The following is a 20,452-nucleotide window of genomic DNA, read 5'->3' as shown; positions in this document are numbered from 1 at the left end:
CGCGTCAGGTCCTTCCTCGTACGGGGCTGCCCCAGGGCGCGGCTTCCGCGCATTACATCCCATTCGTCCTAACTTCATCACTTATGAGAGCTGGAAGTGCGGCGAAACGCCTGCTGGTCGGTCGTCCGTTGGACAGCGGTCGGCTCGGCGAGACGCTGCTGCCGAAGCGGGTGGCCCTGCCGGTCTTCTGCAGCGACCCCCTCTCCTCGGTCGCCTACGCCACCGAGGAGATCCTGCTGATCCTCGCCCTGGGCGGGCTCGCCGTGCTCCATCTGGCCTGGTACGCGGCGGTCGGCATCGTGATCCTGCTGCTCGTCGTCGTCGCCTCCTACCGGCAGACCTGCTACGCCTACCCGGGCGGCGGCGGGGCCTACGTGGTCTCCGCCGAGAACCTCGGTCAGCGCGCGGCGCTCACCGCGGCCTCGGCCCTGCTCATCGACTACGTGATGACCGTCGCGGTCTCCGTCGTCTCCGGGGTCGCCGCCATCACCTCGGCCGTCCCCTCGCTCGACGGGCACGCCGTGGCGCTGTCGGTGTTCTTCGTCGTGGTGCTGGCCTGGATGAACCTGCGCGGGGTGCGCGAGTCGGGCCGCTGGTTCGCCATCCCCACGTACGCGTTCATCGCCGTCGTCTTCCTGATGTTCGCCGTGGCGGCGGTGCGCATGGCGACGGGGGCGACGATCCGCGCCGAGTCCGCCGCGCTGCCGGTGGAGGAGGTCTCCGTCTACTCGGGGCTCGCGCTCGTCCTGCTCGGCCTGCGCGCCTTCGCCTCCGGCTGCACCGCGCTGACCGGTGTCGAGGCCGTCAGCAACGGCGTGCCCGCCTTCGCCAAGCCCAAGAGCCGCAACGCGGCCATGACGCTCGCGATCATGGGGGTGCTCTCCGCGGCCATGTTCTCCGGGATCACCGTGCTCGCCATGGTCTACGAGGTCCACGTCGCCGAGGACCCCACCGAGCTCGGCCTCCCGCCCGGCACCCCGATGTCCACCGCGCTCGCCCAGATCGGACGGGCCACCTTCGGCGACTGGCACTTCCTCTTCTACGCGCTCCAGGCCGTCACCGCGGGCGTCCTGATCCTGGCGGCCAACACCGCCTTCAACGGCTTCCCGATGCTCGCCTCGGTCCTCGGCCGCGACCGCTACGCGCCGCGCCAGCTCTTCCACCGCGGCGACCGGCTCGTCTACTCGAACGGCATCGTCCTCCTCGCACTCGCCGCGATCGTCCTCATCGTCGCCTTCGACGCCCAGCTGACCCGCCTCATCCAGCTCTACATCATCGGCGTCTTCGTCTCCTTCACCCTGTCCCAGGCCGGGATGGTCAAGCACTGGCGGCGGGAGCTCGCCACCCCCGCCGGCGCCGCCGACCGCCACGGCATCCGGCGCCGGCTCGCGATCAACGCCTTCGGCGCCTGCCTCACGGCGGTCGTCCTCGTCATCGTGCTCATCACCAAGTTCACCCACGGGGCCTGGATCGTCGTCCTCGCGATGCCGGTGCTGTACGCCGGGATGAAGGGGGTGCGGCGGCACTACGAGGCGGTCGCCGCCGAGGTCGCCGTCGGCCCGGGGGAGCGGCCGCACGCCCTCGCCGAGAACCACGTCCTGGTCCTGGTGGCCTCCGTCAACGCGCCGAGCCTGCGGGCGCTGTCGTACGCGAAGACGCTGCGCCCGGCCTCGCTCTCGGCGGTCACCGTCGCCGAGGACCCGGCGGAGGCGGAGGTGCTCCGCGCCTCCTGGGAGGCGCACGGCATCGACGTACCGCTGCGGGTGCTCCACTCGCCGTACCGCTCGATCGTCCAGCCGGTGCTGCGGCACGTCCGGGAGGCGCCCGAGCGGAAGGCGGACGCGGTCGTCTCGGTGGTGATCCCCGAGTACGTGGTGGGGCACTGGTGGGAGCAGCCGCTGCACAACCAGAGCGCGCTGCGGCTCAAGAGCCGGCTGCTGTTCATGAAGAACGTCGTGGTCATCGACGTGCCCTACCGGCTCGCCTCCGCCCGCGAGCTCGCCGCGGCCGCGAAGGCGGCGGCGAGCGCACAGCCCGCGCAGGGCGGCGGGGACGGGCCGGGGGCCGGCGGGGACGGTCGCGGCGTGCGCTGAGCCCGGCGGCGTGCGCGGTCAGACCCTGACGAGCGCGCCGTCCGCCCGCAGGTCGGCGAGGGAGGGATAGCCGTCCACCGCCATGATCAGATCGGCCTCGGCGAGCAGGGACCGCAGGACGTGGACCACGCCGTCCTCGCCGCCGGCCGCGAGTCCGTAGGCGTACGGGCGTCCGACGCCCACCGCCGTCGCGCCGAGCGCCAGCGCCTTCACCACGTCCGCGCCGCCGCGCACCCCGGAGTCGAAGAGCACCGGCAGGCCCTCGGCGGCCTCGACGACGCCGGGGAGCGCGTCCAGGGCGGCGAGGCCGCCGTTGGCCTGCCGTCCGCCGTGGTTGGAGCAGTACACGGCGTCCACGCCGCCGTCCCTGGCCCGGCGGACGTCCTCCGGGTGGCAGATGCCCTTGAGGATCAGCGGAAGATCGGTGAGCGAGCGCAGCCACGGGAGGTCCTCCCAGGTCAGCGGGTTCCCGAAGATCTGCGTCCACTCGCGTACCACCGCCCCCGGATCCTCCTCGGGCGCCTTCGCGAGCCGGGCCCGGAAGACCGGGTCGGAGGTGTAGTTGGCCAGCGCGTGGCCGCGCAGCTGCGGGAAGTTGCCGGTGCTCAGGTCCCGCGGCCGCCATCCGGTGATCCAGGTGTCGAGGGTGACGACGATGCCGCGGAATCCGGCGGCCTCGGCGCGCCGCACGAGGCTCGCGGCCAGCTCGCGGTCGGTCGGCGTGTAGAGCTGGAAGAAGCCGGGCGTCGTGCCGAACCCGCCCGCCACCTCCTCCAGGGGGTCGACGGAGAGCGTGGACGCCACCATCGGCACTCCGGTACGGGCCGCGGCGCGAGCGGTGGCCAGGTCGCCGTGGCCGTCCTGCGCGCACAGGCCGATCACGCCGACGGGCGCCATGAAGAGCGGGGAGGGCAGCGTGAGCCCGAAGAGCTCGACGGAGAGGTCGCGCCGCGCGGCGCCGACCATCATCCGGGGGACGAGGCCCCAGCGCTCGAACGCCCGGACGTTGGCCCGCTGGGTGTGCTCGTCGCCCGCACCGCCCGCGACGTACGACCAGACGGACGGCGGGAGGGCGGCCCGGGCCGTCGACTCCAGCTCCGCGAACGCCATCGGGTACTTCGGCTGCACGCCGAAGAGGCCGTCGAAGTAGATCTCGTTCTGGTACTCCCCGAACTGCTGGGTCACTGTGCTGCTCCTTCTCGGTCGTGGCACCGGGGACCAGGGTGCCGCCCGGGGGCGGGCCGGACCATGGAACGGCCGACAGGTTCCGGCCGGTGCGCCTTGTCGGGGCCGACAAGGCGCACCGTCATGTCGGGCCGCCCGTCGCCTCCGCGTGGCGCAGCGCCCACCAGACCGTCACCAGGTCCTCGGTGCGGGACGGGTCGAGGCCGGTGGCCGCCGTGAAGGAACGGAGGCGGTAGCGGAGGGTGTTGGGGTGGACGAAGAGGGCGGCGGCGGCCTCCTCGGCGTTGCCGTCGGCCGCGAGGTAGGCGTCCAGGGTGGTCATCAGGGTGGTGCGGCGGGCGCCCTCGGTGTGGCCGAAGCAGCGTGCCGCGAGCACCGCCCCGGTCTCCGGCCGGCCCAGCACCGCGCTGTGCAGCGGGAGTTCGTCACCGGAGACGGGGCGGGCAAGGCCGAAGGCGACGGCCAGCTCGCTGCCTCGCCGGGCGGCGGCCAGCGACTCGTGGAGGCGGCCCGGCGGACGGGGCGGGCCGACCCCCACCGGGAGGCCGGCCGTGTCCCGGGGAGGGGCCGCGGCCAGCCCGACGAGCCGCTGCGCGCCCGGCTCGGTCAGATGGGCGACGAGGTGGGGCCGGAGGGCGCGCTCCAGCTCGGCGACGTCCCGGCCGGGGGCGGGCACCGCGTAACAGACGCGGTACTCGGCCCGCAGGTCGAGCCCGAGGACGGTGGCCGCGGTCGGCACCCAGTCGGCGGAGAGCTCGCCGTGGAGCAGCTGCCGCAGCAGCAGCGTCCGGTGCTCCTGGTCGGCCCTCACCCGTTCCGCCTCGTGGGCGCGGTGGCCGCGCACCACGGCGAGGGACACGGTGTCGCAGCACGCCCAGAACGCGCTGGTCAGCTCCAGGGCGACGACGGCGTCGGCGGGCCCCGCCGGTCCGGTGGCGCCGCCCTCTCCCCGCACGGTCGCGTACAGCGCGTCGAAGGCCCGTCTGGTCGTCGCCCGGAAGGCTTCGAGGAGGGGTTCCAGGGCGATGCCCTGCGCCGCGCGGAGGGCGCCGAACTCCTCGCACCGGCCGATCTCCGACGCCGACAGCTCCGTGCCCGCGCGGAGGGCGGTCAGCGCGGGTCCGATGACGGCGAGCAGCTCGCGGCGCAGGGAGTCCTCGTCGCGGTCGGCGTAGGCCGGGGCCCTGCGCACCAGCCAGGCGGCGGACTCGGCGGCGACCTCCGCCGCCGGGAACCGGTCGAGGAGGGCCAGCCGCTGTGCGTGCGCCACACTCACGGGGTCGATTCTTCCGGTCTCCCCTCCGGCGGGGCCACCGGGGCCGGCGTCCCGGTCCCCGTGCCCGGGGTCCGCCGGACGCGGTGAGGCGTCTCTCGGCGGGTCAGGGCCAGACCAGGCAGTACGGCTGGTGACCGGCCTCGTGGAGGCGGACGGAGAAGTCCTGCCACTCGTGGAGCAGCTGGTACACGTCGAAGGCGTCGCGCGGCCCGCCGCGGTCGGGGACCGTCGACCAGATGAAGGCGGCGGCGCCGACCGACTCCTCGCCGATGCCGCGCAGCGGGTCGACGACGGTCATGGGCAGCTTCACCACGGCGTAGTCGGGGTGGAGCACGACCAGCTCCAGCGGGGGCACCTTGTTCAGGGGCATGCCCTGGATGCCGGTCAGGACCATGGCCGCTATGGTCTCGGGCTTGATCTTGGTGAACATGCCGCCCATGCCGAGTTCGTCGCCGCCGAGCTCCTCGGGGCGCATCGAGATGGGGACCTGGGCCGCCGTCGCGCTGTTGGGCGCGCCGAAGTACTTGTACGTCACCCCCAAGCTCCGGCTCCCGCCGACAGGGGGCGGTTCCGCAGCGGGTTCCGGGGTCGCCCGGCCCTCCGACCCGGCCGGATCCTCCCGCCGCCGGCGCCGGTGCCTCCCCCGCCGGGCAGACTCCGGACCCAGGTCGTCCGTCCCCTCGCCCGGTCCGCCACCGCGATGCATATCTCCACCCGACTGCTTTTTCTCGGCAACACGACGGTGCCGCGCAACCCGATCATCGTGTCAGTGACCTCCCCCGCGTTCGTACGGTGAAACACCTGTCCGCAAGAACGCCGTGGCCTCTGACACCATGGATTCCGTGAGTCATCCCTATGACGCCCCAGTTTCGCAGACGTAGAAGGCGGGCGCCCCGGCGTCGTACCCAGGATGTCCACGCCGTCCCTCCGTTCCCGATGTCGTGCCCGAAGTCGTTCTCGCAGGTCAGGATCACAGTGCCGTATTCATACGAAGCCCCAGTCTCACAGACGCTTTTCGACCGCGCTTCCCTCGTGACGCCCGGCGGCGTGAACTCACCGGTGCGTGCCTTCCGGGCCGTGGGCGGAACGCCCCGGTTCATGGTGTCCGGTTCCGGTCCGTACCTCACCGACGCGGACGGTCGTGAGTACGTCGACCTGGTCTGCTCGTGGGGGCCGATGATTCTCGGCCACGCGCACCCGGAGGTCACCGCCGCGGTGCAGGCCGCCGTGGCCCGCGGCACCTCGTTCGGCACGCCCGGCGAGGGCGAGGTCGCGCTCGGCGAGGAGATCGTCGCGCGGATCGAGCCGGTCGAGCAGGTGCGTCTGGTCTCCTCCGGTACGGAGGCGACGATGTCCGCGATCCGGCTCGCCCGCGGGTTCACCGGGCGCGCCAAGGTCGTCAAGTTCGCGGGCTGCTACCACGGCCACGTGGACGCGCTGCTGGCCGCCGCCGGTTCCGGTGTGGCGACCCTCGGCCTCCCCGACACGCCCGGTGTGACCGGCGCCCAGGCCGGCGACACCATCGTGCTGCCCTACAACGACCTGGCGGCGGTGCGGGAGGCGTTCGCGGCCCACCCGGGCGAGATCGCCTGCGTCATCACCGAGGCATCGCCCGGCAACATGGGCGTCGTCCCGCCGGCGGCCGGCTTCAACCAGGGCCTGGCGGACCTGTGCCGGGAGAACGGCGCGCTGTACATCTCCGACGAGGTGATGACCGGTTTCCGTACGAGCCGGGCCGGCTGGTACGGCGTCGACGGCGTGAAGCCCGACCTGATGACCTTCGGCAAGGTCATGGGCGGCGGCTTCCCGGCCGCCGCGTTCGGCGGCCGCGCCGACGTCATGGGGCACCTGGCCCCGGCCGGACCGGTCTACCAGGCGGGCACCCTCTCCGGTAACCCGGTCGCGACCGCCGCCGGCCTCGCGCAGCTGCGGCTGCTCGACGAGCCGGCGTACGAGAAGGTCGACGCCGTCTCGGCGGAGATCCGGGGTCTGGTGACCGGCGCGCTGGCGAAGGAGGGCGTGGCGCACCGGCTGCAGACCGCGTCCAACATGTTCTCGGTGTTCTTCACGGAGGACGAGGTGACGAACTACGACGACGCCCGGAAGCAGGAGGCGTTCCGGTTCAACGCCTTCTTCCACTCGATGCTCGCCGACGGCGTGTACCTGCCGCCGTCCGCGTTCGAGTCCTGGTTCGTGTCGACCGCGCACGACGAGCGGGCGATCGAGCGCGTCGCCGCCGCCCTGCCGGCCGCCGCCCGCGCCGCCGCGGAGGCGACGGCATGAGCGACGCCACGAGCCTTCCGAAGAGCGACCAGGACATCACCGTCGTCCACCTGATGCGCCACGGCGAGGTGCACAACCCGGACGGCGTGCTCTACGGGCGCCGCGCCGGCTACCACCTCTCCGAGCTGGGCCGGCAGATGGCCGACCGGGTCGCCGAGCACCTGGCCGACCGCGACATCACCCATGTCGTCGCCTCCCCGCTGGAGCGGGCGCAGGAGACGGCGACGCCGGTCGCCAAGGCCCACGGCCTGGACCTGGCCACCGACGGGCGTCTGATCGAGGCGGCGAACGTCTTCGAGGGCAAGACCTTCGGGGTCGGCGACGGGGCGCTGCGCAAGCCGGCGAACTGGAAGCACCTCACCAACCCGTTCCAGCCGTCGTGGGGCGAGCCGTACATCGAGCAGGTCGTGCGGATGATGGGCGCGCTCGACGCGGCGAAGGACGCGGCCCGGGGCCACGAGGCGGTCTGCGTCAGCCACCAGCTGCCGATCTGGATCGTCCGCAGCTTCGTGGAGAAGCGGCGGCTGTGGCACGACCCGCGGCGCCGGCAGTGCACGCTGGCCTCGCTGACCTCGTTCACCTACCGGGGCGACGAGATCGTCTCGGTCGGGTACAGCGAGCCGGCCCGGGACCTGGTCCCGGCGCATCTCCTGGCGGGCGCGAAGCCGGTCAAGGGGAAGTCGAAGGCGTTCGGGGCGTAGTTCCCGGAAGGAGGCGCCCCGGTTCTCCGGGGCGCCTTTCGCGTGCGTGCGCCGCTTCACTGGACAGCGCGCGGGTGAAGGTCCACAGTTCAGGGCGTTCGATGATGTTCATGTCATCCGAACGTCCTTAAATTTTTGTGCTATTTCCCGGAACCTCCGTGTTCCTCCCTGCATCTCACTCATTGTCGGTTTGGATGACGTTCAGTTCATACGTCAGCGCGAATGGGGATGTCATGCGCGGGATCAGCGGTATCAGTCGAAGGAGGCTGCTCGGGGCGGGTGTCGGGGCTGCGGCGGCAGTCGGCATCGCCGGGTGCGGTACCAACAACCAGGACAAGCCGGGGCGTTCCGGACCAGGCAAGGGGGGCGACGTCACGACGGACCCGACCGCGCCCACCCCGACCAAGGACGACGCAAGGCCCATCGGCGACGGTTCCACCGCCGACACCGGCAAGCAGCCGCACCAGCCCGACACGCCCGTGCCGCTCGAACCCGGCCAGACACCGCCGCAGTTCGTGATCTTCTCCTGGGACGGCGCCGGAGAGGTCGGCAACGGTCTCTTCCCCCGCTTCCTGGAACTCGCCAGGAACCACGACGCGGCGATGACCTTCTTCCTCTCCGGGATCTACCTCCTGCCCGAATCGAAGAAGGACCTCTACCGCCCGCCGAACAACCGCGTCGGCGCCTCCGACATCGGCTACCTCACCGACGCCCACATCAAGGACACCCTGAAGTACGTCCGGCAGGCGTGGCTGGACGGCCACGAGATCGGCACCCACTTCAACGGGCACTTCTGCGGCGGCTCCGGGTCCGTCGGCAACTGGACCCCGGCCCAGTGGCAGAGCGAGATCGACCAGGCCGTGAAGTTCGTCACCGAGTGGAAGACGAACAGCGGCTGGACCGACCTCGACCCGCTGCCCTTCGACTACTCCAAGGAGCTCGTCGGCGGCCGCACCCCCTGCCTCCTCGGCCAGGACAACCTGCTGCCCACCGCCAAGCGGCTCGGCTGGCGCTACGACGCCAGCTCGCCCGGCGGCCGGCAGACCTGGCCCGACAAGCGCCAGGGCATCTGGGACCTGCCGCTCCAGGCCGTGCCCTTCCCCGGCCACAGCTTCGAAGTCCTCTCGATGGACTACAACATGCTCGCCAACCAGTCGAACAACACGACCAAGGGCATGCCCTCCCGCTACCCGGGCTGGCGCAGGCAGGCCACCGAGGCGCTCCTCGGCGGCTTCACGCGCGCGTACGAGTCGAACCGGGCGCCCTTCTTCATCGGCAACCACTTCGAGCAGTGGAACGGCGGCATCTACATGGACGCCGTCGAGGACGCGCTCAAGGGGATGGCCGGGAAGAAGGACGTCAGGCTGGTCTCCTTCCGGCAGTTCGTGGACTGGCTCGACGTCCAGGACCCGCTGATCCTCGACAAGCTGCGCTCGCTCGAAGTGGGACAGAAGCCCACAGGCGGCTGGAACACCTACCTCAAGGCCGCTTAAGCAGTCTTGACAAGGGGCTTTACGGGCACGTAGGGGGGTGCCCAAGATCCCCCAAACGCCCATGCGAAACTTTTCACATGAGCCTTAGCCGTGCCCCTCGCCGCGCCCTGCTCGCCGTCGGAGCGCTGACCGCCGCCCTCACGCTCTCGGCCTGCAGTGGCGACGACAGCGGCAAGTCCGGCGGCGGCGGCAACACCAACTTCGTGACCAACACCGGTGGCATCTCCACCGCCGCCAAGGGCGAGCGCGCGGCCACCGGGAAGCTCGCGGGCGAGACCCTCGACGGCAAGCAGCTCGACGTCGCCGACTTCAAGGGCAAGGTCGTCGTCCTCAACGCCTGGGGCTCCTGGTGCGGCCCGTGCCGCGCCGAGGCCCCCCACTTCGCGAAGGTCGCCGCGGACCTCAAGGACCAGGGCGTCGAGTTCGTCGGCCTCAACACCCGCGACCCCAACAAGCAGCCCGCCCTCGCCTTCGAGGAGGACTACGGGGTTCCCTACCCGAGCCTCTACGACCCGCAGGGCAAGCTGATCCTCTTCGGCTTCCCCAAGGGCACCCTCAGCCTCCAGGGCATCCCCTCCACCGTCGTCCTCGACAAGGAGGGCAAGATCGCCGCCCGTTCCCTCATGGCGCTCGACGAGAAGAAGCTCCGGTCGATGATCGAGCCGCTCCTCAAGGAGAAGTGAGCCGGTGAACGAGACGGTCACCAGCGGAGCCCTGCTGCTCGCCCTCCCCATCGCGGTCCTCGGCGGACTGGTCTCCTTCTTCTCGCCGTGCGTGCTCCCGCTCGTCCCGGGCTACCTCTCGTACGTCACCGGCGTCACCGGCACCGACCTCGCGGAGAGCCGCCGCGGCCGGATGACCGCCGGCGCCGTCCTCTTCGTCGCCGGCTTCACCGCCGTCTTCGTCTCCGGCGGCGCGCTCTTCGGCTACTTCGGCGCGACGCTCCAGGAGTACCGCGAGACGCTCACCACGGTCCTCGGCGTGCTCATGATCCTCATGGGCGTGTTCTTCATGGGCCTGATGCCCTGGATGACGCAGCGCGAGTTCCGCTTCCACAGGAAGCCCGTCGCCGGTCTGGTCGGCGCCCCGCTGCTCGGCGCGCTCTTCGGCATCGGCTGGACCCCGTGCATCGGCCCGACGCTCGCCTCGGTCCAGGCGCTCGCCTTCCAGGAGGCCAGCGCGGGGCGCGGCGCGATACTCGCCTTCGCGTACTGCGTCGGCCTCGGCGTACCGTTCGTGCTCGCGGCCATCGCGTTCCGCAAGGCGCTCGGCACGTTCGGATGGGTCAAGAAGCACTACGCCTGGGTCATGCGGATCGGCGGCGGCATGATGATCGTCACCGGTGTCCTGCTCCTCACGGGTGCGTGGGACACCATGGTCGCCACGATGCAGGGCTGGTCCAGCGGTTTCACGGTGGGGATCTGAGTTCCATGAGCAAGACCGATACGACGGAGACCGAGCGGGCCGGCGACGAGGCCGCCGGCGCCCAGCTGTCGACCGCCCCCGTGGAGGAGACCGCCGTCGGCGGACCCACCCTCGGGGTCGTCGGCTGGGTCCGCTGGTTCTGGCGGCAGCTGACCTCCATGCGGGTCGCGCTGATCCTCCTCTTCATGCTCTCCCTGGGCGCCGTCCCCGGCTCCCTCGTCCCGCAGACCAGCGCGGACGAGCTCAAGGTGCAGACGTTCAAGGCGGCCCACCCCACCCTGACGCCGCTCTACGAGAAGCTCCAGTTCTTCGACGTCTACAGCTCGGTGTGGTTCTCCGCGATCTACATCCTGCTGTTCGTCTCCCTCATCGGCTGCATCGTGCCGCGGACCTGGCAGTTCGTCGGCCAGCTCCGCAGCCGCCCGCCGGGCGCCCCCCGGCGCCTGACCCGGCTCCCCGCGTACACCACCTGGCGCACCGAGGCCGAGCCCGAGCAGGTCCACGAGGCCGCCCTCTCCGTCCTGCGGGGACGCCGGTTCCGCGCCCACGAGGCGGGCGACGCGGTCGCCGCCGAGAAGGGCTATCTGCGCGAGGCCGGGAACCTGGCCTTCCACGTGGCCCTCATCGTCATGCTCGTCGCCTTCGCCTGGGGCCAGCTCTTCAAGTCCGAGGGCGGCAAGCTGATCGTCGAGGGCGACGGGTTCTCCAACACGCTCACCCAGTACGACGACTTCAAGTCCGGCTCCCAGTTCGGCACCGACGAGCTGGAGCCCTTCGGCTTCACCCTGAACTCCTTCACCGGCACCTACGAGAAGGGCGGCCCGCAGCGCGGCACCCCGCGCACCTTCGAGGCGGACGTCAGCTACTCGCGGGGCGGCGCGGAGAAGAAGGCGGTCATCCGGGTCAACGAGCCGCTGAAGGTCGGCGACTCCAAGGTCTACCTGATCGCCCACGGCTACGCGCCGGTCGTCACCGTCAAGGACGGCCGCGGCAAGGTCGTCTTCCACGGCGCCGTGCCGATGCTGCCCATCGACAACAACATCACGTCGACCGGCGCGATCAAGGTCATGGACGGCTACCGCGACAAGAACGGCAAGAAGGAGCAGCTCGGCTTCACGGCCCTGTTCGTGCCGACCTTCGCGGGCGCCGGCAAGGGCACGATGTTCTCGCAGTTCCCGGCGCTGGACTTCCCGGTCCTCGCGCTCAGCGGCTACCACGGGGACCTGCGCGTCAACTCCGGTCTGCCGCAGAACGTGTACCAGCTGAACACCTCCAAGATGACCCAGTTCAAGGTCGACAAGGGGACCGGCGTCGCCCAGCGCATGCTGCCCGGCGAGACGATGACGCTCCCCGACGGGGCCGGCTCGATCACCTTCGAGAAGGACATCAAGGAGTGGGCGAGCTTCCAGATCTCGCAGCAGCCGGGGAACGGTCTCGCCCTCGCGGGCGCGGTCGCCGCGATCGCCGGTCTGACCGGCTCGCTCTTCATCCAGCGCCGCCGGGTCTGGGTCCGCGCCGTCCGCGGTGAGGACGGCGTCACCGTCGTGGAGATGGCCGGGCTCGGCCGCAGCGAGTCCGCGAAGCTGCCGGAGGAGCTGGCCGACCTCGCCGTCGCCCTCACGGCCCAGGCGCCGCCGACGGCGGACGCCGCACCGCAAGCCGATCCGGAGGCCGATCCGGAAGCCGTACCGGAATCCGCGGGCGAACCCGCGGACGACCCTGCCCCGTCTGGAGAGGCCGACAAGTGATCCTCGCCGCCACGACCAACGAGAGCCTGGCGCGGATGAGCGACCTGCTCATCTACTCCTCGATGGCCGTCTACACCCTCGCGTTCTTCGCCCACATCGCCGAGTGGGTGTTCGGCAGCCGCAGCAAGGTCGGCCGCACCGCCGCCGCCCTCACGCAGCGGGGCCAGGCCGCCGCCGCGGCCGTGACCGTCCAGGTCAAGCAGGCCGGCGGTACCGCCGTGCTCGACAAGCCGAAGGTCGTCACCCGCTCGTCGGCCGGCACCCGGGACGTCCCGGACGGCCCCGGCGCGGCCGGCGGCACGGCCAAGGGCGACCTGTACGGCCGGATCGCCGTCTCGCTCACCGTCCTCGCCTTCGCGGTCGAGGCCGCGGGCGTGGTCGCCCGCGCGCTCTCCGTGCAGCGTGCCCCCTGGGGCAACATGTACGAGTTCTCCACCACCTTCTCCACGGTGGCGGTCGGCGCCTACCTCGGCTTCCTCCTCGCGAAGAAGAACATCCGCTGGATGGGCCTGCCCCTGGTGACGACCGTCCTGCTGGACCTGGGCATGGCCACCACCTGGCTGAAGACCCCCAGCGACCAGCTGGTCCCGGCGCTGGACTCGTACTGGCTGTGGATCCACGTCTCCACCGCGATCTTCTGCGGCGCCGTCTTCTACATCGGCGCCGTCGGGACCCTGCTCTACCTCTTCCGCGACTCGTACGAGAACAAGCTCGCGACCGGCGGCAACCCGGGCGCCTTCGCCCGCTCGGTCATGGAGCGGCTGCCCTCCGCCGCCTCCCTGGACAAGTTCTCCTACCGGGTCAACGCGGCCGTCTTCCCGCTGTGGACCTTCACGATCATCGCGGGCGCGATCTGGGCCGGCGACGCCTGGGGCCGCTACTGGGGCTGGGACGCCAAGGAGGTCTGGTCCTTCATCACCTGGGTCGGTTACGCGGCGTACCTGCACGCGCGCGCGACGGCCGGGTGGAAGGGGCGCAAGGCCGCGTACATCGCGCTCATCGCCTTCGCCTGCTTCCTCTTCAACTACTACGGCGTCAACATCTTCGTCAGCAGCAAGCACTCCTACGCGGGCGTCTGACCGGCTGCGCTAGCGGGTGGCGGGCCCCGGGGCCACGCTGGAGTCATGAGCGAGATAACCCGGGGCAGGTGCGAGACGCAGGACGGCGACACCCATCTGGTGCGGTTCGTGATGGACCTCCCGCACCCGGTGCCGGTGGTCTGGGCGGCCGTCGCCTCGCCCGAGGGCCTGCCGGGGTGGCTCTGCGAGGCGGATCCGCTGGAACCGCGGCTGGGCGGGAGGGTCACGCTCCGCTGGCTGAACGGCGACACCGAGGTCTCGGGGCGGGTGACCGCCTGGGACCCCGACTGCGTCGCCGAGTACACGGTCGAACCGACGCACGGCCGGATCCGGTTCCATCTGGAACCCGGGCCCGGGGGCGCCGGGGCGACCGTGCTGCGTTTCACCAACGAGTTCCAGGGCTCCCGCGGGTACCGCCTCGACTGCCTCGCCGGCTGGCACGACCACTTCGAACGGCTCGCCGCCGCGCTGGACGGGCGCCCCACGGACTGGCGGGACTGGACGCCCGAGCGGTGGCGCCATCTGCGCGAGCTGTACGCGCGGGACGACGAGCCCTGGCCGAAGTGGGTGCCGTGACCTGACGGGCTCAGTCCCGCTTCGGCGGCAGGCAGGCCGCCGTCGGGGGCCCGCCCTCCGGCCACGCCGTCTGGACGAAGCGCTGGGTGCCGTCCTGGGCGAGTTCCACGATGGGGACCGCCTTGTTGTAGGGGTTGCCGTGGTTGTCGAGGCAGATCCAGCCGCTCGCGCCCTCCACCCGCAGCGAGCCCTTGACCTGCGGCCACTGGGTCCCGACGTCCTCCTTCGCCGGGTAGGTCGCGCCCTCCGGGGTCGCCTGGCGGATCGCGTGGACCGCCGTCGCCATCGCGTCGTAGGCGATGATCGCCTGGCCGTCCGCGAGCGCCACCGGCCGGTCCTTCGGGGCAGCCCGGGCGATGTCCGTGACGAAGTCCGCGTACGCCCGCGGGGAGCCGCCGGTCGCGGGGAGCCTGCGGCCGGGTGCCGGCTGCCAGGCGTCGGGGTGGGCGAGCGCCGCGTACCGCACGGTCAGCCTCGTCTTCAGGGCGTTCCGGTCCAGCTTCTCGTCCGCTCCCAGGTACGAGCCCTCGTCGCCGGTCAGGACGGTGAAGGCGCGGTCGACGCAGCCGCGGTCGCCGAGCGCGTTGATGAACTGGCGCAGCTGGGTGTGGCGCCCGGCGAAGAAGACGGTCTCGGTGCGGGTGTCGCAGATCAGGTGGGTGATGTTGCGGAAGGTGTTGGCGGTGGTGCCCTCCTGGGTGGGGTCGGCGGAGGAGGTGAACTCCTGCGGCTCCAGCGGCGCCTTCTTCAGGGACGCGGCGAAGGCGGCCTTCAGGGTGTCGACGTAGTGGTCGCCGCCGCGGGTGTCCTGGACGAGGAGCGCCTTGGCGGCGTCGACCCGGCCGAAGTTCGCCAGCGCCCTGGCCTCGTCGCTGTTGGTGGGGGAGACGCGGGCGAGCCCGGGGAAGGGCTTGCGGCCGGGGCCGTTGGCGATGTCGTCGGCGGTGATGGTCGTGCCGACGACGGCGATCCTGGCCTTCGTCAGGGCGGTGACCGCCTCGCGCATCTCGGTGGAGGAGGTCGCGATGCCGGAGACGGCCCGCAGCCGCTCGGGGCCGTCGGCCATCGCGACGAGCCGGTCCACGGTGGCGCGCCAGTGGGCGTTGCCCCGGCCGGTGTTGGCGAGGACGAGCCGGATCGTGGGCCGCTGTCCGTTGGACCGCTGGTTGGCCCTGACCTGGTAGGCGTACGCGCCCTGCACCTCGTGCACGACCTTGGCCCGCATGCCGCCGTCGGTGGAGGTCAGGGGCAGGAGCACGGCCACGGTCACGTACTCGCCGGCCTTGAGGGTGGCGTTCTCCCGGCCGATGGCCCGGGCGGCGTCGGCGAGTTCGGCGATGCCGAAGTCATGGCCGTCGCCGTTGACGCCGACGCACTCGGTGCTGCCGGCCGGGCGGTCGACGCCCGCCGCGCAGGACCGGTCCTCCGGGGCGGTGAGGCGGGCGAGGCCGTATCCGCCGAGGCCGAGGACGACGGCGGCGGTGACGAGGGAGGCGACGAGCCTCTGGCGGGGTGTGCGGACGCGGCGGCGCAGCCGGTCGGTCAGACGGTCGGGCATGGCGTCAGACTCCGTCCTCGCGGCCCGGCGGGAGCGAGGGCTCCCGCCAGGCAAGGATGTCGCGCGGCCAGTGGGTGGCCGCGTCCCAGAGCGAACCGCTGCCCGTCAGATGGCGGCCGGAGAGCCGGCGCAGCTCGTGCGCCAGCCGGTCGGCCACCTCGTCGTCGGGCAGCGCGAGCGGATCGGTGAGCAGCCATACGGCGTGCAGCAGCCGCCGTACGGAGAGGTGGAGTTCGACGCCGTCGGCGTCGAGGCCGGTCGGCAGGGCGTCGACCGGGTCCTGGCCGAGCGCGACGGCCCGGCGCGGGTCGGGGCCCGGCCGGTCCCGTTCGCGCGGGTAGGGGGCGGCGGCGACGAACCGCAGCCGCCCGAGCCAGCCGAGGACGTCCTGCTCCGGGAAGGTGGCCCGCAGGTGGGCGACGGCCTCCTCGGTGCGGCCGAGCGCCAGGTCGTGGTGGAGGCGGTACGGGCCGGGCTCGGGCCCGTAGTGCCGGTGCAGGGTCTCGTGGACGGCGTGCCAGGCGGCGTAGCGCGGGTGGTCGCCGTCCTCGAAGCGGAGCCGGTGCAGGAGCAGGGCGCGCAGCAGGGGGTCGGCGACGAAGTGGCCGGGGCCCTCGGGCCAGTCCTCGGAGCGCAGCGTGTCGCGGACGCGCAGCGCCACGTCCCCGTCGAGGGACTCGCCCTGGAGCCGGGCGTGGGCGAGCATCCGGGCGGACTCCTCGTCGTGGGTGGCGGCGAGCACGGCGTACGGCCCGGGTCTGCGCACCGGGAGCAGCTCTCCGAGGAGGGCGGGGGCGACGGGCACCGGCGGGGTGTCCTCGCGGAGCTCCACGGTCAGGTCGAGCAGGGCGCCCGGGGTCAGCCGGGCGCGGACGGCGGCGGGCGCCTCGCCGGCGGCCCGGCCCAGGAGGGCCACGCCGAGCGGGCGGCCGCCGGTCAGCCGGTGCACGGCGCGGGCGAGTTCGGAGGGGGCGCGGCCGGCCGGGTCGTGGCGGTCGAAGGCGGTGCGGGTCTGGGCGGGGGAGAGCGGGGTGAGGGCGACGGCGAGGATGCCGGAGCCGACGCTCGCGCCGCGCGGGCAGGGCGCCCGGTGGGCGGTCTCCGGCAGCCGGGTCCTGGTGGCCTGCCGCAGCCCTTCGTGGTCGTGGACGCGGGAGGTGGCGAGGACGACGACCCGGTCGCGGCGGCCCTCGGCGGAGCGGGCGCGCAGGATCGGTTCGACGAGCTGCCGGCCGAGCGGCTCGTGGGCGTTGTCGAGGAGGAGCAGGGGCCGGCCGAGGCGGCTGCCGCGCCGGATTCCGGTGTAGGCGTGGACGAGGTCCTCGGTGAGGGCGCCGACGAGGAAGTCCTCGGCCTCGCGGCGCCGTCGGCCGCCCTGCTCGAAGTCGACGGCGAGCTGCTGGAGACCGGCCTTGCCTCGGCCGCCCGCGTTGCGGTAGCTGCCGTACCAGCTCTCGGAGGCGCGCTGGAGGCGGCCGAAGACCTCCTCCAGGACGGTCTCCACGGTCGCCTCGGCGAGGAGTCCGGCGAGCGGGACGGTGGCCTCGGCGAAGGTCGCGGCGAGTTTGGCGAGGACCTTGCCGACCCAGTTCGTGGCGGCGCCCCGGGTCGCGTCGACGGTGGCGAGCAGCGGCCCGAGCCGCTGGAGGTCGTGGCGGGCCCGCTCGTCGTCCTCCCGGGACCAGCCGAGGGAGGCGACGGCCACCAGCCCCAAGGAGAGCCGGGGGAAGCGCACGGGGCGGGCGCCGAGCACCTTGGGGGACATCTGGACGGCGAGCTCGGCGAGCGCGCCGGTGACCGGCGTCCAGCCGGGTCCGTGGTCGGCGGGCGGCTCGATGTGGGCGCAGTCGAGCAGGGCCAGCGGCGTGTACCCCTTGTAGCGGTTGCGGACCTCCTTGAGCAGGGCGGTCTTCCCCATGCCGCGCCCGCCGGTGAAGACCGCGACCGGCGGGTCGTCCCCGTGCTCGTACGCCACCCGGGCCGCCCCGTACCGGGTGACCCCGCAGAGCCGTGCCACCAGCCCGCCGTCGTCCAGGACCGCCTCGCGGCCGTACAGTTCCCTGTCCACGCCCCGTCACCCCCGTCACAGTCAACTCAAGGATATCGACGGGGTGTTGGGAAAGCCTCGGGCTTTCGCCACGGCTTTCCACTCTGTTGCCGGGTTGTCGCCGGGACGTCGCCGCTCCGTGGCGAGGGCGTCCGCCGGGAGGGCCGGCTCACTCGTCGCCGATGTCCTCGTTCCACAGCTCCGGCCGCTCGGCGACGAACCTCCGCATCAGCGCGGTGCATTCGGGATCGTCGAGCACCAGGACCTCGACCCCGTGCTCCGCCAGCCAGTCGTGCCCGCCGTGGAACGTCTCCGCTTCCCCGACGACCACCCGCGAGATCCCGAACTGCCGCACCAGTCCGGAGCAGTACCAGCAGGGCGAGAGGGTCGTCACCATCGTCGTGCCCCGGTACGAGCGCTGCCGGCCGGCGGCCCGGAAGGCGGCGGTCTCCGCGTGCGTCGACGGGTCCCCGTCCTGTACGCGGCGGTTGTGCCCGCGCCCGAGCAGTGCGCCGTCCGCGCCGTACAGCGCGGCCCCGATCGGGATCCCGCCCTCGTCCCCTCCCGCCCGGGCCTCGGCGAGGGCGGTGGCGAGCCACCGGTGGGCTTGTTCCTGGTCCATGCGGGGAGCCTTCCCCGCCGGGCCGTCGACCTCACGCCTCCGGGGGAGGGCTGCTCTTTCCGGCGGCCGGGGTGACGTAGGAGCCCTTGCCGGGCACGGTGACGATCAGGCCACGCTCGCGGAGTTCACGCATGGCCCGGCGGGCGGTGAGTACGGCGATGCCGTGCTCCTCGGAGAGGCGTCCCGGTGTCGGGATCATGCGGTCAGGGGCGAACTCCCCGGACGCGATCTTCGCTGCGATCACGTCGGCCAGCTGCATGTACAGCGGGCGTCCCGACTGCGGATCAAGGCTCATGCTTCCAGGCTAGATAGTCATACAAAGACACGTTTGGCTGACTCTAGCTACAGAGTGATGTAGCACTGTGCATCACGGACTACGGTGGGCGCCAACGGAAGACCCCGGCGACCGTCCTACCGGCCCCGGGGCATGGCCACCAACTACCAACGGAGTTGATGACGTGCGGAACCCTATCGCGCGGGTCCTGGGGCGGGCCTGGATCCCGCTCCTCCTCTGGCTGCTGATGCTCACCCTGCCGCCCACCGGCCGGCACCGGCCCCGGACTCGGCCGGTCGCCCACCGCTCGCCCCGGCCCCGCCGCTCCGCGGCCCCCGGGCCCCGCCACCGTCTCCCGGCCCGGCGATCCCCCTACGCCCGGGAGCAGGCGATGCTCCTGGACGGTGCCCGGTCGCCCCTGGAGCGGCCCTACCTCGCGGCGGCATCGCCGCGGGACGAGCAGCGACGGCGACGGCGGGCGCTGTGGTTGGCGACGGTCGGGGTCGACGTCGACCAGCGGAACATCCACGCCGGGAGTGCCCGATGAGCCGCTGCGGGGCGCGGAGGTCCGTGTTCGCCGTTGCGGAGGTGGTGAGGGCGGTGTGGGGCGGTTCGGTCTGCGTGCTCGCCGTGGGGCACGACGGGCACCACCGCGATCGGGCGGGTGACGGCTGGTGGGTGACGCCGGAGATCGCCGACGCGGTGAGTCTGTCGCTGCTGAGCCACGGGCTCGGCGCCGTGGCCGAGCCGCCGGAGTTCACCTCGCCGCGCTGCGTCGTCGGCCGCCACGACCGCTGCCGGGACCATGTGCGCCGGGACAGCGGCGTGGAGGGAGTCGTCCCCCTCGTGTGCGGGTGCCCCTGTCATCCGGCGCCGCCGGGATGCGGGGTTCCGCCGAAGGGGTGATCGCCGCCCGGTGGTCGGTACCGGCCGAACCGGTCCACCTCGCCGCCGATCGGCTGAGGCGCAAGGCCGCACCGGCCAGGTGCGGGGACGGCGGGCGGCGGCCGGTGTTGGCTGGCGGAGCGCTCCGCCGTTCCGCGGGGTGCTCCGCCGTTCCACCGAGAGGTCCCGCCATGCGTTCCCTGCTGACCGCCCTCGCCACGGGTGTCTTCGTCCTCGGCGCCGCCGGCGTCGCGAGTGCCGACGTGAACGTCGACGTCGAGCCGGAGGGCTCGTACACGGTCGTCTTCGGCGACTGGCTCCAGTTCGCCAAGGACGACGTGTTCAACGCCGGCCACGACAACACGGTCGGCTCCGACAACTGACCGCTCGGGTCCGTCACCGCGCCCCGGGGAGCCGCTCCCCGGGGCGCCCGACCGGGGGCGTCAGGCGACCGCGCCGGCCGCCTCCTCGTAGGGGAACAGGGCCAGCGGCGTGGCGCCCTCGAAGAAGGTCCGGGCGCGGAGCATCGCCCCCTCGTCGGCGCGGACCCGGCCGGCGCGGGAGCCGGTGCCGGTGAGGACGCCGCCGAACCGCATCCGCAGGTAGGCGGCGGAGTGGTTCAGAGTGGTCCCCAGGCCGTCCGCGACCCGGTGGTCGTCGTCGGCCATGACCGAGACGCCCCACAGGGTGCCGCCGGCCATCCGCTCCTTGAAGTCCGAGCCCGGCACGTTCAGCCAGCCCGACCAGTAATCCAGGTAGCGCTTGGTCTGCGCCGAGAGGCTGTACCAGTACAGGGGCGAGACGATGACGACGTCGGTGGCCTCCACGGTCGCCCGGCGCAGCAGTTCCTCGGTCTCCCCGGGCTCCCGGCCGGCGACCTCGTGCCGCCCGTCCTGGAAGTCGGGGAGCGTCAGCCGGTTGAGGTCCACCCAGCGCTGCGGGACGTCGGCGGGCAGGTGCGCGGCGGCGGCGCGGGCCAGGATCTCGGAGTTGCCGTCGGAGCGGGAGCTGCCGAGGACGAAGAGGAACGAGCGGTCGGTGCGGTCCGCTGCGGGCGCGGCGTCGAAGGTCATGTCTGTCTGCTCCGGTCTCGTCGGGTACCGGGTGCCAACTACGCCTCGCCCGAGGGTATTCCGCGTACGCGTCACATCGGACGCCGGCCGCGGGCGGGGCGCCCATCGGCTGCGCCGATCGCCCCCATCGGCAG

The 20,452-nt window shown here is 72.6% G+C and carries 20 protein-coding genes; 12 read left to right on the top strand and 8 right to left on the bottom strand.

All coding sequences use genetic code 11. The features are described from left to right. Window positions 1–83 precede the first annotated feature (83 nt). Complete coding sequence (locus AB0424_RS25150) at window positions 84–2,093, top strand: APC family permease (protein WP_366308789.1); 2,010 nt, start codon at window positions 84–86, stop codon at window positions 2,091–2,093. 18 nt (window positions 2,094–2,111) lie between these two features. Here AB0424_RS25150 and AB0424_RS25145 read toward each other — a convergent pair whose 3' ends face one another. From AB0424_RS25145 to AB0424_RS25135, 3 genes are all read right to left on the bottom strand, one after another. Then, the gene (locus AB0424_RS25145; RefSeq protein ID WP_366308788.1) at window positions 2,112–3,278 is read right to left on the bottom strand and encodes an alpha-hydroxy-acid oxidizing protein; all 1,167 of its coding nucleotides are present in this window, start codon (window positions 3,276–3,278) and stop codon (window positions 2,112–2,114) included. A gap of 121 nt (window positions 3,279–3,399) precedes the next feature. Next, a complete protein-coding gene (locus AB0424_RS25140) occupies window positions 3,400–4,554 on the bottom strand; it encodes a helix-turn-helix domain-containing protein (protein WP_366308787.1) in 1,155 nt (384 codons plus the stop codon). A gap of 103 nt (window positions 4,555–4,657) precedes the next feature. After that, the gene (locus tag AB0424_RS25135) at window positions 4,658–5,260 is read right to left on the bottom strand and encodes a hypothetical protein (RefSeq protein WP_366308786.1); all 603 of its coding nucleotides are present in this window, start codon (window positions 5,258–5,260) and stop codon (window positions 4,658–4,660) included. A gap of 230 nt (window positions 5,261–5,490) precedes the next feature. Here AB0424_RS25135 and hemL point away from each other — a divergent pair, with 230 nt between their 5' ends. From hemL to AB0424_RS25095, 8 genes are all read left to right on the top strand, one after another. Continuing rightward, window positions 5,491–6,837, top strand: coding sequence for a glutamate-1-semialdehyde 2,1-aminomutase (gene hemL, locus AB0424_RS25130; protein WP_366308785.1), 1,347 nt, complete (start codon window positions 5,491–5,493; stop codon window positions 6,835–6,837). Next, complete coding sequence (locus AB0424_RS25125) at window positions 6,834–7,538, top strand: histidine phosphatase family protein (RefSeq protein ID WP_366308784.1); 705 nt, start codon at window positions 6,834–6,836, stop codon at window positions 7,536–7,538. The genes hemL and AB0424_RS25125 overlap by 4 nt, the downstream gene beginning before the upstream one ends. A 242-nt stretch (window positions 7,539–7,780) precedes the next feature. Continuing rightward, window positions 7,781–9,031 carry a hypothetical protein gene (locus AB0424_RS25120; RefSeq protein ID WP_366308816.1) on the top strand — a complete coding sequence of 417 codons (1,251 nt, stop codon included), beginning with the start codon at window positions 7,781–7,783 and terminating at the stop codon, window positions 9,029–9,031. A gap of 77 nt (window positions 9,032–9,108) precedes the next feature. Continuing rightward, window positions 9,109–9,714 (top strand): TlpA disulfide reductase family protein, encoded by a 606-nt coding sequence (locus AB0424_RS25115; RefSeq protein WP_366308783.1) that lies wholly within the window; start codon window positions 9,109–9,111, stop codon window positions 9,712–9,714. Between the two features lie 4 nt (window positions 9,715–9,718). Next, window positions 9,719–10,456 (top strand): cytochrome c biogenesis protein CcdA, encoded by a 738-nt coding sequence (locus tag AB0424_RS25110; protein WP_366308782.1) that lies wholly within the window; start codon window positions 9,719–9,721, stop codon window positions 10,454–10,456. A 5-nt stretch (window positions 10,457–10,461) separates the two neighbouring features. Next, window positions 10,462–12,204, top strand: coding sequence for a cytochrome c biogenesis protein ResB (locus tag AB0424_RS25105; RefSeq protein WP_366308781.1), 1,743 nt, complete (start codon window positions 10,462–10,464; stop codon window positions 12,202–12,204). Next, window positions 12,201–13,283 (top strand): c-type cytochrome biogenesis protein CcsB, encoded by a 1,083-nt coding sequence (gene ccsB / locus AB0424_RS25100; RefSeq protein WP_366308780.1) that lies wholly within the window; start codon window positions 12,201–12,203, stop codon window positions 13,281–13,283. Before AB0424_RS25105 ends, ccsB begins: the two co-directional genes overlap by 4 nt. 45 nt (window positions 13,284–13,328) lie before the next feature. After that, on the top strand, window positions 13,329–13,859 hold the full coding sequence (locus AB0424_RS25095) for an SRPBCC domain-containing protein (RefSeq protein WP_366308779.1): 531 nt from the start codon (window positions 13,329–13,331) through the stop codon (window positions 13,857–13,859). A 10-nt stretch (window positions 13,860–13,869) separates the two neighbouring features. On the opposite strand, the gene AB0424_RS25090 is transcribed toward AB0424_RS25095, so the two are convergent. The 4 genes from AB0424_RS25090 to AB0424_RS25075 form a co-directional block, all read right to left on the bottom strand. After that, a complete protein-coding gene (locus tag AB0424_RS25090; protein ID WP_366308778.1) occupies window positions 13,870–15,417 on the bottom strand; it encodes a hypothetical protein in 1,548 nt (515 codons plus the stop codon). Between the two features lie 4 nt (window positions 15,418–15,421). Further along, a complete protein-coding gene (locus AB0424_RS25085; RefSeq protein WP_366308777.1) occupies window positions 15,422–17,485 on the bottom strand; it encodes a hypothetical protein in 2,064 nt (687 codons plus the stop codon). Window positions 17,486–17,633: 148 nt separating this feature from the next. After that, window positions 17,634–18,086, bottom strand: coding sequence for a nucleoside deaminase (locus AB0424_RS25080; RefSeq protein WP_366308776.1), 453 nt, complete (start codon window positions 18,084–18,086; stop codon window positions 17,634–17,636). A gap of 31 nt (window positions 18,087–18,117) precedes the next feature. Further along, complete coding sequence (locus tag AB0424_RS25075; protein WP_366308775.1) at window positions 18,118–18,381, bottom strand: winged helix-turn-helix domain-containing protein; 264 nt, start codon at window positions 18,379–18,381, stop codon at window positions 18,118–18,120. Between the two features lie 163 nt (window positions 18,382–18,544). On the opposite strand from AB0424_RS25075, the gene AB0424_RS25070 reads away from it, so the two are divergent. The 3 genes from AB0424_RS25070 (at window position 18,545) to AB0424_RS25060 (ending at window position 19,628) form a co-directional block, all read left to right on the top strand. Next, window positions 18,545–18,907, top strand: a complete 363-nt coding sequence (locus AB0424_RS25070) for a hypothetical protein (RefSeq protein WP_366308774.1) — start codon at window positions 18,545–18,547, stop codon at window positions 18,905–18,907. 23 nt (window positions 18,908–18,930) lie between these two features. Then, the gene (locus AB0424_RS25065) at window positions 18,931–19,266 is read left to right on the top strand and encodes a hypothetical protein (RefSeq protein ID WP_366308773.1); all 336 of its coding nucleotides are present in this window, start codon (window positions 18,931–18,933) and stop codon (window positions 19,264–19,266) included. Between the two features lie 170 nt (window positions 19,267–19,436). Next, a complete protein-coding gene (locus tag AB0424_RS25060) occupies window positions 19,437–19,628 on the top strand; it encodes a hypothetical protein (RefSeq protein WP_366308772.1) in 192 nt (63 codons plus the stop codon). 60 nt (window positions 19,629–19,688) lie between these two features. Here the strand turns inward: AB0424_RS25060 and AB0424_RS25055 are convergent, their stop codons facing one another. Next, window positions 19,689–20,318, bottom strand: coding sequence for an NAD(P)H-dependent oxidoreductase (locus AB0424_RS25055; RefSeq protein WP_366308771.1), 630 nt, complete (start codon window positions 20,316–20,318; stop codon window positions 19,689–19,691). Window positions 20,319–20,452: the final 134 nt, after the last annotated feature.

The organism is Streptomyces sp. NPDC051180, assembly GCF_040689545.1.
GTDB lineage: Bacteria > Actinomycetota > Actinomycetes > Streptomycetales > Streptomycetaceae > Streptomyces.
Note: the sequence above shows the minus strand (reverse complement) of the source record. Positions and strands in the feature narration are given on the sequence as shown.